Annotated in this window: 14 protein-coding genes; 6 read left to right on the top strand and 8 right to left on the bottom strand. The window is 70.9% G+C overall.

Annotated features, from left to right (window positions below; translation table 11 throughout):
• Window positions 1-57: 57 nt before the first annotated feature.
• Window positions 58-777: a (2Fe-2S)-binding protein gene (locus tag ACIODU_RS05365; RefSeq protein ID WP_356418983.1), complete on the bottom strand. Its 720-nt coding sequence runs from the start codon at window positions 775-777 to the stop codon at window positions 58-60.
• A gap of 239 nt (window positions 778-1,016) precedes the next feature.
• On the opposite strand from ACIODU_RS05365, the gene ACIODU_RS05360 reads away from it, so the two are divergent.
• Window positions 1,017-2,204, top strand: coding sequence for a DMT family transporter (locus ACIODU_RS05360; protein ID WP_356418986.1), 1,188 nt, complete (start codon window positions 1,017-1,019; stop codon window positions 2,202-2,204).
• Here ACIODU_RS05360 and ACIODU_RS05355 read toward each other — a convergent pair.
• Window positions 2,085-3,368: a transglycosylase family protein gene (locus ACIODU_RS05355; RefSeq protein WP_401764151.1), complete on the bottom strand. Its 1,284-nt coding sequence runs from the start codon at window positions 3,366-3,368 to the stop codon at window positions 2,085-2,087. The two genes, ACIODU_RS05360 and ACIODU_RS05355, sit on opposite strands and share 120 nt — an antisense overlap.
• Window positions 3,369-3,522: 154 nt before the next feature.
• Here ACIODU_RS05355 and ACIODU_RS05350 point away from each other — a divergent pair, with 154 nt between their 5' ends.
• Complete coding sequence (locus tag ACIODU_RS05350) at window positions 3,523-4,650, top strand: LacI family DNA-binding transcriptional regulator (protein WP_401764148.1); 1,128 nt, start codon at window positions 3,523-3,525, stop codon at window positions 4,648-4,650.
• Window positions 4,651-4,846: 196 nt separating this feature from the next.
• On the opposite strand, the gene ACIODU_RS05345 is transcribed toward ACIODU_RS05350, so the two are convergent.
• Window positions 4,847-6,181, bottom strand: coding sequence for an ROK family transcriptional regulator (locus ACIODU_RS05345; protein ID WP_356418994.1), 1,335 nt, complete (start codon window positions 6,179-6,181; stop codon window positions 4,847-4,849).
• Window positions 6,182-6,323: 142 nt separating this feature from the next.
• Here ACIODU_RS05345 and ACIODU_RS05340 point away from each other — a divergent pair, with 142 nt between their 5' ends.
• From ACIODU_RS05340 to ACIODU_RS05325, 4 genes are read left to right on the top strand one after another with little or no spacing between them, the layout of a single operon-like run.
• A complete protein-coding gene (locus ACIODU_RS05340) occupies window positions 6,324-7,634 on the top strand; it encodes a sugar ABC transporter substrate-binding protein (protein ID WP_356418997.1) in 1,311 nt (436 codons plus the stop codon).
• A gap of 10 nt (window positions 7,635-7,644) precedes the next feature.
• Window positions 7,645-8,655, top strand: a complete 1,011-nt coding sequence (locus ACIODU_RS05335; RefSeq protein ID WP_401764140.1) for a carbohydrate ABC transporter permease — start codon at window positions 7,645-7,647, stop codon at window positions 8,653-8,655.
• Window positions 8,648-9,508 carry a carbohydrate ABC transporter permease gene (locus tag ACIODU_RS05330; RefSeq protein ID WP_401764137.1) on the top strand — a complete coding sequence of 287 codons (861 nt, stop codon included), beginning with the start codon at window positions 8,648-8,650 and terminating at the stop codon, window positions 9,506-9,508. Before ACIODU_RS05335 ends, ACIODU_RS05330 begins: the two co-directional genes overlap by 8 nt.
• A gap of 20 nt (window positions 9,509-9,528) precedes the next feature.
• The gene (locus ACIODU_RS05325; RefSeq protein ID WP_401764920.1) at window positions 9,529-10,884 is read left to right on the top strand and encodes a GH1 family beta-glucosidase; all 1,356 of its coding nucleotides are present in this window, start codon (window positions 9,529-9,531) and stop codon (window positions 10,882-10,884) included.
• A gap of 129 nt (window positions 10,885-11,013) precedes the next feature.
• Here ACIODU_RS05325 and ACIODU_RS05320 read toward each other — a convergent pair whose 3' ends face one another.
• Genes ACIODU_RS05320 through ACIODU_RS05300 form a run of 5 tightly spaced genes read right to left on the bottom strand, consistent with a single transcriptional unit; the run spans window position 11,014 to window position 16,151 of the window.
• Window positions 11,014-11,940, bottom strand: coding sequence for a PfkB family carbohydrate kinase (locus ACIODU_RS05320; RefSeq protein ID WP_401764134.1), 927 nt, complete (start codon window positions 11,938-11,940; stop codon window positions 11,014-11,016).
• The gene (locus ACIODU_RS05315; RefSeq protein WP_401764131.1) at window positions 11,937-12,926 is read right to left on the bottom strand and encodes a zinc-dependent alcohol dehydrogenase family protein; all 990 of its coding nucleotides are present in this window, start codon (window positions 12,924-12,926) and stop codon (window positions 11,937-11,939) included. Before ACIODU_RS05315 ends, ACIODU_RS05320 begins: the two co-directional genes overlap by 4 nt.
• On the bottom strand, window positions 12,923-13,813 hold the full coding sequence (locus ACIODU_RS05310; RefSeq protein WP_356419009.1) for a carbohydrate ABC transporter permease: 891 nt from the start codon (window positions 13,811-13,813) through the stop codon (window positions 12,923-12,925). The genes ACIODU_RS05315 and ACIODU_RS05310 overlap by 4 nt, the downstream gene beginning before the upstream one ends.
• Window positions 13,810-14,793, bottom strand: a complete 984-nt coding sequence (locus tag ACIODU_RS05305; RefSeq protein ID WP_356419011.1) for a sugar ABC transporter permease — start codon at window positions 14,791-14,793, stop codon at window positions 13,810-13,812. The genes ACIODU_RS05310 and ACIODU_RS05305 overlap by 4 nt, the downstream gene beginning before the upstream one ends.
• Window positions 14,790-16,151 (bottom strand): ABC transporter substrate-binding protein, encoded by a 1,362-nt coding sequence (locus tag ACIODU_RS05300; protein ID WP_401764127.1) that lies wholly within the window; start codon window positions 16,149-16,151, stop codon window positions 14,790-14,792. The genes ACIODU_RS05305 and ACIODU_RS05300 overlap by 4 nt, the downstream gene beginning before the upstream one ends.
• Window positions 16,152-16,198 lie beyond the last annotated feature (47 nt).

Here is a 16,198-nt window from a genome sequence, read left to right as displayed (position 1 = left end):
CGAAAGACTGCCGGTCAGCCTGCCACACGCGGTGTCAGGTGCCGACGCCAGTCATGGTCACCCGGAATCGGCCCCGGCGGAAGAGCGTTGCGGAGGCCGGTCGAAGACGCAGTCCCCGCACAGCCCGCCGCCCGGACACCGGTAGTGGAGACAGCAGCTCCGCCGCCGGAAGGACCCTGCCCCGTAATCGCCCGTGGCACGCAGGTCCCGGTGATCGAAAAGCTCGGTGGCCAGGGCGCGCGCCCGGGCCGCCACCTCGGGCCTGCCGTTGCGGTGCCCCCAGGCGCCCAGCTCGCGGGCGGCCCCGGCGAGCGCGGAGGCGGCGTTGCCCCACAGCAGCCGGGGGGAGACGCGGCTGTCGCGGCGCAGGGCCTCGGCGAGCGGGACGAGATGGCCGTACTGCACCACCTCGCGGACGGTGGCGGCGGTGGCCGGAAACGTACGGTCGCCGGCCAGCCAGAGGTCGTCGGGGGTGGTGAGGGCCGGGTCCCAGTGCAGCCGCTCGGGGTCGAGATCGGGCACCGCGTCCCCCAGAACGGCGCAACCGAGCGCGACGGACCAGAGGCGGGCGGCGAGGCCGAGCTGGGCGACGGACGCCGCGACCCTGCGCTCGGGGGCGCGCAGCCGGGCCGCCACCGTGTCGACGCGGGCCGTCAGGGGCGCGATGCCGCCCTCGTACACGCGGGCCAGTGCGCCGTGCGCGCCGGGCGGCGGCTCGGTGCGCAGCACGAAGAAGCCTCCCACGGAAGCGACTTCCGCCAGATCCGTCCGGCCCATCCGTACCTCTCTTCCGTCCTCACTTCGATCACTCCTGGTGACCTTTTGGCCGATCCTTCACGGAACGCGACCGGTCCCGCCCCGGTGGGCGGACCCGGCCCACGGCGGTCTCGCCGGCGTTGACCTGTACGACCCTCTCCGGGTGGAGTTCCCGGACCACTCCGTACTACGACCGTAGTACGAGGGATTGACCACTTCAGGACGACGCCGAATCCGCCCGGACGAGAGATCGTGGAGCCATGAGTGCACTTGCGCTGTCCGTGCTGCTGTCGCTGGTCTCCGCGGTCGCCTACGCGGCCGGGGCGATCCTTCAGGAGCGCGTCGCCGCGGACACCCCCGACCGCCCCTACGCCCCGCTGCACCACGGGGTGTGGTGGGCGGCCGTGGCGCTGAACGGGGTGGGGGCGCTGCTGCACGTCGTGGCGCTGGCGTACGGGCCGCTGAGCCTGGTGCAGCCGCTCGGCGCGCTGACGATCGTCTTCGCGCTGCCGATGGCCGCGCTGTTCGTGGGGCGCAGGGCCGGGCACACCGCGTGGCGCGGCGCGATCATGGCGGCGGTGGGGCTGGCGGGGCTGCTGGCCCTGACCGGCGGCACCGACTCGCACTCCCTCGGCGCGACGGAGCGGCTGATCCTCGGAGCGGCGACGTTCGGCGCGGTCGGGCTGCTCTTCCTGGTCGCGCAGCTGGTGCGGCGGCCGATCGTACGGAGCATGCTGCTCGCCGGCGCGGGCGGTGTGGCGTTCGGCATCGCGTCGGTCTTCACGAAGACGGTCGCGGTGGACTGGACCTCGGACTCCACGACCGTGCAGGTGCCGAGCCTGCTGGTGATCGGGGTGCTGGCGGCCACGGGCCTGATGCTCTCCCAGGCGTCGTACCGGGGCGCGGGCCTGGCGGCCCCGCTGGCGACGGTCACGGTCGTCAACCCGGTGGTGGCCGCCGCGGTGGGCATCACGCTGTTCGGCGAGACCTTCCGGTACGGCGTGCCGGGCACGGTGCTGGCGCTGGGCTCCGGGGTGGTCGCGGCGGGCGGGCTGATCCTGCTCACCACGGAGCGGCTGGGGTCGTCACGGGAGCCGCGCGACGAGCCCGCGGCGCCGCCGTCCTCGCCGGGGGGACCCGGGCCCCGTCGCGGCGGCCCGTCGGGCGGGGCGCGCCCGGAGGACGTACAGCCGGAGGACATAGCCTCCGGCGGCGCGCGGCAGGAGGGCGCCCGCCCCGACGGCACCCGGCCGAACGGGCCGCGTGCGGACGGCACACGGCCCGGCGGGACGGGGCCGGACGGGAAGCGCCCGGAGGGGAGGCGGGTGTCAGATGCGGACGCCGCGCGCCCGCAGCCAGGCGAGGGGGTCGATGTCGGTGCCGTAGCCCGGCCCCGTACGCACCTCGAAGTGCAGGTGCGGTCCCGTGCTGTTGCCGGTGGATCCTGACCGGGCGATCCGCTGGCCGCCGCTCACCTGCTGGCCGGACCGGACCGTCAGCGCGGACAGGTGCGCGTACTGGCTGTACTTGCCGTCCGCGTGCCGGATGACGACCTCGTAGCCGTACGCCCCCGCCCAGCCGGCCGAGACGACGTGCCCGGCGGCGACAGCCTTCACCGACGTGCCGGTGGGGACGGGGAAGTCGACGCCCGTGTGGTAGCCGCTCGCCCAGGCACCGGCCCGGTGGTAGGGCGTGCCGGTCGACGCGGACACCGGGGCGGTGGCTCCGCCGGTGGTCTGCGTGCTGGTACGGGTGGGCGCCTCGGTCCTGCGCTTCTCGGCCGGCTTCGGCTTGGCCGTCCGCTCGGCCGTCTTCGGCTTCTCGGCGGTCCTGGGCTTCTCGGCGGTCTTCGGGCGCTCGACCGTCCTGGGCTTCGCGGCCCGGGCCGGCTGCTTGGCGGGCTCGGCCTCGGGCTTCGTGGCGGGGGCGGCGCTCCTGGCCGGGGCCTGGAGGACGAGCTTCTGGCCCGGGAAGATCAGGTCGGGGTCGCTGCCGATGAGGCGGCGGTTGTCCTCGTACAGACGCTGCCAGCCGCCCTTGACGGACTCGTCCACGGCTATCTCGGAGAGCGAGTCGCCCCGGGCGACGGTGTACCCCTCGCGGTGGGTGGGCACAGACGTCGGCGAAGTCGCTTTGGCCTTCGGCTGCGTCGGGGGCTGGGTCGTCGCCCGGGTCTTCGCCTCCACGGGCGCGGCGCGGGTCGTCCCTCCGGGCGCGATGTCCGGGGCGTCTCCGCCCCGGGTCAGCCCCGCCTTTACCGAGCAGGCCGGCCAGGCGCGCGGCCCCTGCCCCTTGAGGACCTTCTCGGCGACGGCTATCTGCTGGTCCTTGGTGGCCAGGTCGGCGCGCGGGGCGAAGCTCCGGCCGTCGTACGCCTCCCAGGTGGACTGGGTGAACTGGAGCCCGCCGTAATAGCTGTTGCCCGTGTTGATCTGCCAGTTCCCGCTCGACTCGCAGGCCGCGACCTTCTCCCAGACGTCCACGGACGCCGCGTGCCCCGCCCCGGCGGCGATGAGCGGCAGCGCCATGCCCGCGCCACCCGCCGTCACGCTCAGCGAAACGCGGTTGATGCGGCTGGGCTGGTACCTGCGGTGCCGACCGTTAGCGGCCATGGCTTGCTCCCCCGTTGACAGGTAGGACACGTCGCAAGCCGCCAACTTAAGGGAGTCGCACGGACGGTGACAAGAGCTCACGCTCCGCTCGCCCTCTTTCCACCGTATACGCCCCCTACGAGAGCGCTCTCCCTCTGGTGCTACAAATGGGGCCATGACGGAAGACGTGCGAGCGGCCCCCGCGCCCACCCTGGAGGACGTGGCACGCGCGGCCGGGGTCTCCCGCGCCACGGTCTCCCGGGTGGTCAACGGGGTGCGCAATGTCGATCCCGCGATACAGGAAGCGGTACGGCAGGCCGTCGCCGCGACGGGCTACACGCCCAACCGCGCGGCCCGTTCGCTGGTCACCCGGCGCGCGGACGCCATCGCCCTGGTCGTCTCGGGGGCGGCGGCGGACGACGCGATGGAGGAAGCGGGGCCGGCCTCCGCCGGGCGGGACGACGGGGGCGCGGACGGTGACGAGGAGGAGACGGACGGCGGAAGTGTCTCCTTCACGGCGCGGGTCTCGGCCGACCCGTTCTTCGGCCGGGTGGTGACGGGGGTCGTCAACCACCTGCGGCCGCGCGGGATGTACCCGATGCTGATGTTCGCGGGGACCGCCCGGGCGCGCGACGAGGTGGTCTCGTACATCCGGCAGGGGAACACGGACGGCGCGCTGGTCGTGTCCGCCCACGCCGAGGACCCGCTGCCGTCCCTGCTCACCGAGGCGGGGCTGTCCGCGGTGCTGTACGGCAGGCCGACCCGGCCGGTACGGATCAGCTACGTGGACCTGGCGCAGCGCGACGGCGCGCGGCTGGCCGCGGAGCGGCTGCTGGAGCGGGGGTGCCGGCGGATCGTGACGATCACCGGGCCGCTGGAGGCCCCGGTGGGGCAGGACCGGCTGACGGGCTTCCGCGAGACGCTGGCGCGGCGGGGGCGTCCTGACGTGCCGGCGGTCGAGGGGCGGTTCAGCCAGGAGAGCGGCGAGGTGGCGATGGCGCGGCTGCTGGCGGAGCACCCGGACCTGGACGGGGTGTTCGCGGCGAACGACCTGATGGCGGTGGGCGCGTGCCATGTGCTGCGCGAGCACGGGCGGCGGGTGCCGGAGGATGTGGCGGTGATCGGCTTCGACGACAACGGGGTGGCCGCGGCGTGCCGTCCACCGCTGACGACGGTGCGGCAGCCGGTGGAGGAGATGGCGGCGGCGATGGTGGACCTGCTGCTGGAGCGCCTGGCCCGGCCCACCCTCCCGGTCACGTCGGTGATCTACGAACCGACCCTGGTGGTACGGGATTCCGCGTAGCGGTCCGCCGGGCGGTGGATGTCCTCAAGCGCCGGACGGGCTGGTGTTGTCCTCAAGCGCCGGACGGGCTGTGGGTGTCCTCAATCGCCGGACGGGCTTGAATGTCACGCCCGTACGTCCCGGCACGAAGGCCGACGGAATCAAGCCGGCCCCGGCCCCTTCAAGCCCGTCCGGCGATTGAGGACGACGTGGGCGTTCAGGCCGAGGCGTCCGGGGTCGGCGTGCGGCGCCAGCGGTGCGGGGCCGCGAGGCCGCCCGCGTCGCCGGGAGCCCCGGGCGCCGGCACCCGGGGACGGCTCCCGCCCCGCGCCAGAAACGCCGCGAGCGGCAACGTCGCCGCCCCCACCGTCACCGCGTCCGGCCCCAGTTCGCCCAGTTCGATCGTGGTCCGCGCCGACGGATGCTTGAGGGAGTACGCCTCCGCGTGCCGCCGGATCGCGGGCAGCAGGTGCGGCCCGATGAGCAGCCCGGCCCAGCCGCCCAGCAGGATCCGCTCCGGCAGGAAGAGGTTGATGAGATCCGCGACGGCCGCCCCGAGGCACTCCGCCGTGTGGTCCAGGAGCGAGACGGCCAGCGGATCGGGCGGCGGCCCGTCGGGCCCGGGGAACGCCGCTTCGAGCAGCGCGGCCAGCGCCGTCTCGTCGTCGGCGTCGTCGGGCAGCGGCCCGCCCGCCTCGTACCACCGCTCGCGCATCGCCTCGGCGCCCGCGTACGCCTCCAGGCAGCCGATGGAGCCGCAGCGGCATCTTCGCCCGCGCATCTGGACGGTGGTGTGCCCCCACTCCAGCGCGCTGCTGCGGCGGCTCTCCTCGACCAGACTGCTGCCGTGGATGACACTCGCGCCGACCCCGGAGCCGATGAGGGCGATCGCCGCCGTGCCGGCGCCCCTGCCCCCGCCGAACCACATCTCGGCCTGGCCCAGGGTCTTGGCGCCGTTGTCGATGAACAGCGGCACCTCGGGCGGGATTTCGAAGCCCTCCCGGAGCAGCTTCTCGAAGGGGACGGCGCTCCAGCCGATGGTCTGGCCGTGCACCACCGCGCCGTCCTGGCCGCCCCGTTCGATGATGCCGGGGACGCCGATGCCGATGCCGAGGAGCCGGGCGGGGTCGGCGCCCGCGTCGCGCAGGACGTCGGCGACCCCGGAGCGTACGTGGGAGACGATGCGTTCGACGTCGTACCCGTGCTGGGCGAGGAGCCGTTCGGTCCTGGCGAGTTCGGTGAGCGACAGGTCGAAGAGCTCGACCCTGACCCGGGTCTCGCCGATGTCGATGCCGATCAGCAGTCCGCCGTCGGCGGCGACGCGGAGCAGGGTACGCGGACGGCCGCCGTCGGAGTCGACGACACCGGCCTCTTCGAGGAGGCCCTCCGAGGCCAGTTCCGCGACAACGTTGCTGATGGAGCCCGAACTGAGTCCTGTGGCGGATCCGAGTTCCTGGCGGCTCAGCGGACCGTCGAAATACAACCGTTGTACAACCCTGGCACGATTGCCCCGGCGCAGGTCACGCACTGTCCGTCTGCCGCGCTCAGCCATGTTGCTCCTTCCCGGCAGGCAACATACCCCGGCCCCAGCCCTTGACGCGACCTTCTCTCACCTCTTAAATCACGTCATAAATTAAGTCATGGAGGCCGTTCGACTCTCGAACGCTGCCATCCCCGGAAAGGGGCCACCTCACATGCGCAAGGCCAGAGCCGCAGCAGCAGTAACCATCGTCAGCGCTCTCGCGGCAGCCGTCACCGGTTGCGGCGGGGGATCGTCAGAAGGTGGAAGCAACGAATCACCGAAGACCCTCACGTACTGGGCGTCCAACCAGGGTCCCAGCATCGAGGCGGACAAGAAGATCCTGACCCCGGAGCTCGCGAAGTTCGAGAAGCAGACCGGGATCAAGGTCAAGCTCGAGGTCGTGCCGTGGTCGGATCTGCTCAACCGGATCCTCGCCGCCACGTCGTCGGGCAAGGGCCCCGACGTGCTGAACATAGGCAACACCTGGTCGGCCTCGCTCCAGGCGACCGGCGCCCTTCTCCCGTGGAACACGAAGAACTTCGACGCGATCGGCGGCAGGGACCGGTTCGTCGACTCGGCGGTGGCCTCGGCCGGCGCGGAGGGCAAGGACCCCTCCGCCGTGCCGCTGTACTCGCTGGCGTACGCCCTTTACTACAACAAGGCGATGTTCAAGGACGCGGGCATCGAGAAGCCCCCGGCCACCTGGGACGAGCTGGTCGCCGACGGCAAGAAGATCTCCAAGGACGGCAAGTGGGCGCTGGGCGCGGAGGGCGGTAACCTCTCCAACAACATCCACCAGGTCTTCGCCCTCGGCAAGCAGCACGGCGCCGACTTCTTCGACAAGGACGGCAAGCCGACCTTCACGTCGGACGGCGCGGTCGCCGCCGTGAAGCAGTACGTCGACTTCATGGCCAAGGACAAGATCATCGCTCCGGGCAACGCGGAGTACGCCCAGAACCAGTCCCTCCAGGACTTCGCCAAGGGCAAGACGGCCATGGTCCTCTGGCAGGCCGCCGCGTCGACCTTCGCCTCCCAGGGCATGAAGCCCGAGGACTGGGGCGTCGCCCCGGTGCCCGTCCAGTCCGGCGTCCCCGGCACGGGCGAACAGACCAACTCCATGGTCGCCGGCATCAACATCGCGGTGTTCAACAACACCAAGAACATCGACGGCGCGAAGAAGTTCGTGAAGTTCATGACGAGCGACGCCGAGCAGACGCTGCTGAACAAGACCTACGGCTCGGTCCCGCCCGTCAAGGCCGCGCAGCAGGACCCGGCGTTCGGCTCCTCGGACGTGAAGGTCCTGAGGGACACGCTGGGCACCAGCGCCGCCCCGCTCCCCCAGGTCGCGAACGAGTCCCAGTTCGAGACGACCGTCGGTACGGCCGTCAAGGGCCTGTGGGCCGACGCCGCGGCGGGGAAGCCGGTGACCACCGAATCCGTCAAGGCAGCACTGACCAAGGCCCAGCAGCAGATGACTCCGTGAGGCTCTCTCCATGACCGCCACCGTGACACCCAGCAGTGGGCGCAAAACGGGCGACGTGGAGAAGACGGACAACGGGGGTGCGCGCGGACGACGTTTCCCGCGCATCCCCGACCGGATCCGTCAGGGCGGTCTGCCCTACCTCCTGCTGCTGCCCGCCGTCGTGCTCGAACTGCTCGTCCACATCATCCCGATGGTGATCGGGATCTGGGTGAGCTTCAGGCAGCTCACCCAGTTCTTCATCCGGAACTGGGGCAATTCGCCCTCCGCCGGTTTCGACAACTACAAGATCGCCATCGACTTCGATGCCCCGATCGGTCAGGCGCTGCTCCACTCGTTCCTCGTCACCTGCGCCTTCACCGTGCTCTCCGTCGGGCTCTCGTGGCTGCTCGGGGTGGCGGCGGCGATCATGCTCCAGGAGAACTTCCGCGGCAGGAGCGTCCTGCGGACGATCTTCCTGGTCCCGTACGCCCTGCCCGTGTACGCGGCGGTCATCACGTGGGCGTTCATGTTCCAGCACGACAACGGCGTGATCAATCACGTCCTGCACGACCAGCTCGGCCTCACCGACAAGCCGTCCTTCTGGCTCATCGGCAACAACAGTTTCATCGCGCTGGTGATCGTCTCGCTCTGGAAGTCCTGGCCCTTCGCGTTCCTGATGCTGATGGCCGCCCTCCAGAACATCCCGCGTGACCTGTACGAGGCCGCCTCCATCGACGGGGCCGGCATCTGGCAGCAGATCCGCAAGATCACGCTGCCGTCGCTGCGCCCGGTCAACCAGGTGCTGGTGCTGGTGCTCTTCCTGTGGACGTTCAACGACTTCAACACGCCGTACGTGCTGTTCGGCAAGTCGGCGCCGGAAGCGGCGGACCTGATCTCGATCCACATCTACCAGTCGTCCTTCGTCACCTGGAACTTCGGTTCCGGCTCCGCGATGTCCGTCCTGCTGCTGCTCTTCCTGCTGCTGGTCACGGCGGTCTACCTGCTCATCACCTCACGGGGAAGGAAGGGCACCGATGTCTAGCCCCCGCTCTCCCATGGCGCCGCCGCAGTCGTTCCTGTGGACGCGCCGCGTCGTCCTGACGGTGCTGGCGGTCTTCGCGCTGCTGCCCGTCTACGTGATGGTCAGCAGCTCGCTCAAGCCGCTCCAGGACGTGTCGGGGAAGTTCCAGTGGATCCCGACGAACCTGACGATCCGCCCGTACTTCGACATCTGGAAGACGGTCCCGCTCGCCAAGTACTTCGTGAACTCGCTGATCGTGGCGGGCGCGGCGACGGTGCTCTCCGTGGTGATCGCGGTCTTCGCGGCGTACGCGGTGAGCCGGTACAGGTTCCGCGGCAAGCGGACCTTCACCATCACGGTGCTCTCCACCCAGATGTTCCCGGGGATCCTCTTCCTGCTCCCGCTGTTCCTCATCTTCGTGAACATCGGGAACAGCACCGGCATCGAGCTGTACGGCTCGCGCGCCGGGCTGATCCTCACCTACCTGACGTTCTCGCTGCCGTTCTCCATCTGGATGCTGATCGGGTACTTCGACTCCATCCCGCGCGAGCTGGACGAGGCCGCCATGGTGGACGGCTGCGGACCGATCCGCGCGCTGTTCCAGGTCGTGGTGCCGGCCGCCGTGCCCGGCATCGTGGCCGTCGCCGTGTACGCGTTCATGACGGCCTGGGGCGAGGTCCTCTTCGCCTCCGTCATGACCGACGACCAGACCCGTACCCTCGCGGTCGGTCTCCAGGGCTACGCCACGCAGAACGACGTGTACTGGAACCAGATCATGGCCGCCTCGCTGGTCGTGAGCGTGCCGGTCGTCGTCGGGTTCCTTCTCCTCCAGCGCTACCTCGTCGCCGGCCTCACCGCGGGCGCCGTGAAGTGAACCACCCCGAAAGGCTGTTCGTGAACGACCTCAACGCCCTCCCTCCCGATTTCACCTGGGGCGTCGCCACCGCCGCGTACCAGATCGAGGGGGCGGTGGCCGAGGACGGCCGTGCCCCGTCGATCTGGGACACGTTCTCGCACCTCCCCGGCACGATCGACAACAACGACAACGGTGACGTGGCCTGCGACCACTACCACCGGGTGCCCGAGGACATCGGGCTGATGAAGCGGCTCGGCGTGGACGCGTACCGCTTCTCGCTGGCCTGGCCCCGGGTCGTCCCCGGCGGCGACGGCCCCGTCAACAAGGCGGGCCTCGACTTCTACGACCGGCTGGTGGACGGGCTGCTGGAGGCCGGCGTCACGCCGTTCGCCACGCTCTACCACTGGGACCTGCCGCAGGCGCTCCAGGACCGGGGCGGCTGGCCGGTCCGCGAGACCGCCGAGCACTTCGCCCGGTACGCCTCCGTCGTCGCCGAGCGCCTCGGCGACCGCGTCAAGGACTGGGCGACCCTCAACGAGCCGCTGTGCTCGTCGTGGATCGGCCACCTCGAAGGCAAGATGGCGCCCGGCGTCACCGACCTCGAAGCGGCGGTACGCACCTCGTACCACCTGCACCTCGGCCACGGGCTCGCGGTCCAGGCGATCCGCGCGGTCTCGCCGGACGCGCGGATCGGGATCGTCAACAACCTCAGCCCGGTCGAGGCGGCCTCGGACAGCGACGCGGACCGCGCCGCCGCCGTGCGCGCCGACGGGCACACCAACCGCTGGTGGCTGGACCCGATCCTCGGGCGCGGCTATCCGCAGGACATGGTCGACCTGTACGGGGTGGAACTGCCGATCCGGCCGGGTGACCTGGAGACCATCGCGGCGCCGCTGGACTGGATGGGAGTGAACTACTACTTCCGCCAGATCGTGCAGGACGACCCGGCCGGCATCGCGCCCTTCGCGAAGCAGGTCGAGGGTCCGAACGCGCTCCACACCCACATGGGGTGGGAGGTGCACGCGGAGGGCCTGGAACAGCTGCTGCTCCGCCTCACCGACGAGTACGGCGTCCGGCGGATCTTCGTGACGGAGAACGGCTCGGCCTTCCCCGACGTCGTACGCGCGGACGGTACGGTCGACGACCCCGAGCGGACCCGGTACCTGGAGGACCACCTCGCGGCGTGTGCCCGCGCGGTGGAGAAGGGCGCCCCGCTCGCGGGGTACTTCGCGTGGTCGCTGATGGACAACTTCGAGTGGGCGTACGGCTACGACAAGCGGTTCGGCCTGGTCCACGTGGACTACGAGACGCAGACCCGCACGATCAAGTCCAGCGGGTACCGCTACGCGGAGATCATCCGCGAGGCGGCTTCGAAGCGCGACGCGGCCGCCTGACGCTTTTGTCCTCAATCACCGGACGGGCTGAATTTCAGCCCGTCCGGCGTTTGGGTTCAGCCCCTCCGGCCGGACGCATCAAGCCCGTCCGGCGATTGAGGACACACCACGGCCGCAGGCCGTGCCCCCTCAGGACACCGGGACCGGCACCGGCTGCGTCCCCTCCTGCGCGACCACCGACGCGGCGACCCGGGACGCGAACCCGAGCATCTCCGCCACGCCGGCCGGCGAAAGCTCCCCCGCCCGCGCGAACGCCCCCTCCCGCGAGAGCCAGTTCAGCACCGCCGCCATGAACGCGTCCCCCGCGCCGATCGTGTTGACCACCTCGACCGGCACCGCCGGCACCGTCACCGGCTCCCCCGCCCGCGTATAGGCCGTCGCGCCGCGCGAACCGCGCGTCAGCACCACCAGCCGCCCCTCCCCCTCCCGCGCCAGCCGCCGGCACGTCTCGCCGGGGTCGGCCCCCGGCCAGAGCCGGAGCACGTCCTCGTCGCTGGCCTTGACGATCCCCGCCAGGCCGCACAGCTCCCGCAGCCGCCGCCCGCCCGACTCCGCGTCCAGCGTCCGGTCCTCCCGCACGTTGGGGTCGACCACCAGCACCGAGCGCTCCGCCGCCGCGCGGGCCGTCGCCGCCACCGCCTCGGCCGCCGGGGAGACGACCGCGGCGAGCCCGCCCACGTACACCGCCCCGAACTCCCCCGCCTCCGCCGCGCGTTCGGCAATGCGGAAGGTCGCGGTGTCCTGGAGGTGGAAGTGGTAGCCCGTGCCGTCGGGCCCCGGGTCGGCGACCGCGAGGGCGGTGGGCAGCTCCGACCGCCCGCACAGGCCGAGTTCGGTGCCGGCCGAGACCAGCCGCTCCTCGATCGCCCGCCCGAAGCCGTCGCCGCCGAGGGTGCCGGCGAACCAGCTGGGGGTGGAGAGCGCGGCCAGCCCCGCGGCGACGTTCGCGGGCGCGCCGCCGGGCTGGGCGTGCTGGACCAGCCGGTCGTCCGGGGACGGTACGAGGTCGATCAGCGCCTCCCCCATCACCAGCACGGCGCCGGGCCCACCGGTCACGGCTCGACCACGATCTTGCGTCCCTGGCCGGCCTTGAACCGGTCCAGCGCCTCGGGGTAGGACTCCAGCGGCATCCGGTCGCTGATGAACACCGCCGGGTCGAGCACCCCGGTGGCGAAGAGCGCGGCGGCCCGCTCGTAGCTGTGGAGCACCGCCATCGAGCCGGTGATCGTGATCTCCTGGTTGTAGATGCGGTACGGCTCGATGACCGCGGTCGTCGCGTAGTCGGCGACCCCGAACTGGAGGAACGTACCGCCCTTGGCGACCCGTCCGAGGCCGTCCTGGATGGCGCCGGCGTTGCCGGTGGCGTCGATGACGACGTCCCAGCCGCGCGGGGTGTCCAGCTCCTCCGCGGTGGCGGCGGCGCGCGAGACGCCGAGGGTGGAGGCGGTCGCGAGCCGCTCCGGGTTGATGTCCAGGATGTCGACGGAGGCGGCGCCGGTGCGCTTGGCGAGCTCCAGCATCATCAGGCCCATGGTGCCGGAGCCGTAGATCAGGACCTCGGCGCCGAGCGTCGAGCGCAGGACGTCGTAGCCGCGCACCGCGCAGGACAGCGGCTCGATCAGCGCGGCGTCCTTGACGTCGATGTGGTCGGGCAGCCGGACGCAGTTGGCGACGGGCGCGACGGCGAACTGGGCGGCCCCGCCGGGCTTGCTGACGCCGATCGCGTTCCACCGCTCGCACAGGTTGCCGCGCCCGATCCGGCAGTAGTGGCACTCGTGGCAGTAGAGCGAGGGGTCGACGGCGACCTTGTCGCCCACGGCGAGTTCGGTGACGTCGGAGCCGATTTCCACGATCTCGCCGGCGAACTCGTGGCCGGGGACGATCGGCAGGGTGGGGGCGAACTCGCCCTGGAGGATGTGCAGATCGGTGCCGCAGAGCCCGCAGGACGCGACGGCGACGACCACGTCCCGGGGGCCGGGGGTGGGGTCGGGCACCGTCGTGACGGAGACCTTGCCGGGGGCTTCGATGATCGCGGCCCTCATTTGACTGCTCCAAGAGAGAGGCCCTGGACCAGTTTGTCCTGGGCGGCGAAACCGGCGGCGAGCACCGGCAGTGACACGACGACGGCGGCGGCGCACAGCTGGGCCAGGAAGAGGCCCTGGCTGGTGACGAACCCCGTCAGGAAGACGGGCGCCGTCTGCGCGGTGACACCGGTGAGCACCCGGGCGAACAGGAGCTCGTTCCAGCTGAAGATGAAGCAGATCAGCGCGGTGGCGGCGATGCCGGGCGCGGCGACCGGGGCGACGACGCGGGCGAGGACGGTCGGCAGCCTGGCGCCGTCCATCTGCGCGGCCTCGATGATGGAGACCGGGACGTCCGCGAGGAAGGACTGCATCATCCACACCGCGATCGGCAGGTTCATCGAGGTGTAGAGGATGACGAGCAGCCAGATGTTGTCCAGCATGCCGATGTTCTTCGCGAAGAGGTAGATCGGCAGCAGTCCCGCGACCACCGGCAGCATCTTGGTGGAGAGGAAGAAGAACATCACGTCCGTCCACTTGCGGACGGGCTTGATGGACAGCGCGTACGCCGCCGGCAGGGCCAGCAGCAGCACGAACAGGGTCGAGAACAGCGACGCGGTCAGGGAGTTGATCAGCGGCGGCCAGGGGCTCGCGCCGCCGTCCGAGCCGAAGAACACCTTGTAGCTGTCGAGGGTGAGGGGCGCCGTGAACGAGGGCGGGTTGGTCGCCGCGTCCGTCTCCGAGTGGAAGGACGTGAGCAGCATCCAGAGCGCCGGCAGGCAGAAGCCGAGCCCCACGACCCAGGCGAGCAGGCCGAGGCCCGCGGAGCGCCGCCTGGCCCTGCGGGTGGCGGGCGCGTAGGCAGTGGTGGCCGGGGCCGCCTTCACGGGGGCGGTGGTGGTGGTCATGCGCGGCTCGCCTCCTCACTGAAGAGGGACGAGACCACGCGGAGGGCGAAGGTCGCGATCACGATGGTGCCGATCACGACGACCACTCCGGCCGCGGAGGCCAGTCCGTACTCGTGAGCCTGGTAGAAGGTCTGGTAGATGGTGTACGGCAGGTTCGCGGTGCCCAGTCCGCCCGCGGTGATGGTGAACACCGCGTCGAAGTTCTGCACGACGTAGATGGCGCCGAGCAGGGTGCCCAGTTCGAGGTAGCGGCGCAGGTGGGGCACCGTCAGGAAGCGGAACATCTGCCAGGTGCCGGCGCCGTCGAGGCGCGCGGCCTCCATCATGTCCAGCGGCTGGCTCTGGAGCCCGGCGAGCAGGATGAGCATCATGAACGGCGTCCACTGCCAGACGAGGGACGCCTCGACGGCCAGCAGCGGCATGTCGGTGATCCAGTCGGGCTGGGCGGGCGTGGAGTCGCCGAACAGCCCGGTGAACCAGGCCCACCCCCCGTTCAGCAGGCCGTACTCGGGGTTGTAGAGCAGGTGTTTCCACATCAGCGCCGCCGAGACGGGCACCAGCAGGAACGGGGTGATCAGGAGGGTACGGACGAATCCGCGCCCCAGGAACTTCCGGTTGATCAGGAGCGCCAGCAGCAGCCCGAGCACCACGCTGACGATCACGACGGTCGCCGTGAGCAGGATGGTGGTGAGGATCGAGTCGCGCAGGGACGCGTCCGTGACGACCGTCTTGTAGTTGGACAGCCCGGAGAACGCGCGCTCGTCCGGGGCGAGTGAGTTCCAGTCGAAGAGCGAGATGAACAGCGTCGCCACGAAGGGCAGTTGGGTGACCGCGATGAGGAAGATCAGCGCGGGCAGCAGGGGCGCCCTGGTGGCCCAGGCGCGGGCCCTGACCGAGGGCCCCCGGCCGGCGCGCCGCGGCGCCGGGGGCCGCGACGCGCCGGCCGGGGAGGCCTTGGGGGTGCTGACGGAGGCACTCACCGCTGCTCCTTGCCGACCTTCTCGGCGAGCGCCTGCGAGGTCTTGAGGGCGTCCGCGACGGACTGCTTGCCCGCGATGGCCGCGCTGATCTCCTGCGAGACCTTCGTGCCGAGGTCGGTGAACTCCGGGATGTCGACGAACTGGATGCCGACCGTGGGCCGGGGCTGGGTGCCCGGGTTGGTCGGGTTGGCCGAGGTGATGGCCTGCTGGGTCACGTCGGCGAAGGCCGCCGCGTCCTTGAGGTAGTCCGGGTTGGCGTACGTCGAGGCGCGCTTGCCGGCGGGCACGTTGGGCCAGCCGATCTTTTCGCCGACGAGGTTCTCGTACTCCTTGCTGGACGCCCAGGAGATGAACTTCCAGGCGCTCTCGTCCTTGGTGGACGCCTTCTGCATGCCCCAGGCCCAGGTGTAGAGCCAGCCGGAGCTCTCGGTCTTGTCGACCGGTGCGGGTACGTAACCGATCTTGCCCTTGACCGGGGAGTCGGCGGCCTCCAGCGACCCGGCGCCGGCGGTGGCGTCGTACCACATGGCCGACTTGCCCTGCGTCATGTTGTTGAGGCATTCGGAGTAGCCGGACTGCGCCGCGCCCGCCTCGCCGTGCTCGCGGACGAGGTCGACGTAGAACTGGGTGGCCTTGGTGAACTCGGGCGACGTGAGCCGCGCCTCCCAGTCCTTGGTGAACCAGGTGCCGCCCATGGTGTTGACGACCGTGGTCAGCGGGGCGATGACCTCGCCCCAGCCGGGCAGCCCGCGCAGGCAGATGCCCTTCATGCCGCTCTTCGCGCCGTCCGCCTTCGCGGCGAGGTCGGCGACCTGCTGCCAGGTGGGCTTGGGCGGCATGGTCAGGTTCTTCTCGGCGAAGATGTCCTTGCGGTACATCAGGAACGACGACTCGCCGTAGAACGGTTCGCCGTAGAGCTTGCCGTCGGCTGCGGTCAGCGAGTCCTGGAGGGGCTTGAGGATGTCGGGCTGGTCGAACGCCTTGTCCTTCTTGACGTAGTCGTCCAGCGGGTGCAGCCAGCCGTTCTTGGCGAAGAACGGGACCTCGAAGTTGCTGATGGTGGCGACGTCGTACTGGCCGGCCTGCTCGGAGAAGTCCTGGCTGATCTTGTCGCGGACGTCGTTCTCGGGCAGGACGGTGAAGTTGACCTTGATCCCGGTGTCCTTGGTGAAGTTATCCGCGGTGAGCTTCTGCAACTCGACCATCTGCGGGTTGTTCACCATCAGGACGTTGATCGAGTCGCTCCCTCCGGCGGAGCCGCCGCCGCCGGCTCCGCTGCACCCCGCGAGCAGGGCCGCCAGGGCGGCGCCTGCTCCCACACGGACGCTGATTCCACGTCGTCTTGTCTGGACGGGCATGAGTTGTCTCCTGATCACTTCGTTGTGAGGGGGGTCGGGGTGAGGGG

Source organism: Streptomyces sp. NPDC088261, from assembly GCF_044740805.1.
GTDB lineage: Bacteria > Actinomycetota > Actinomycetes > Streptomycetales > Streptomycetaceae > Streptomyces.
The sequence above is the reverse complement of the archived record's forward strand: the minus strand, read 5'-3'. Positions and strand labels throughout refer to the sequence as shown.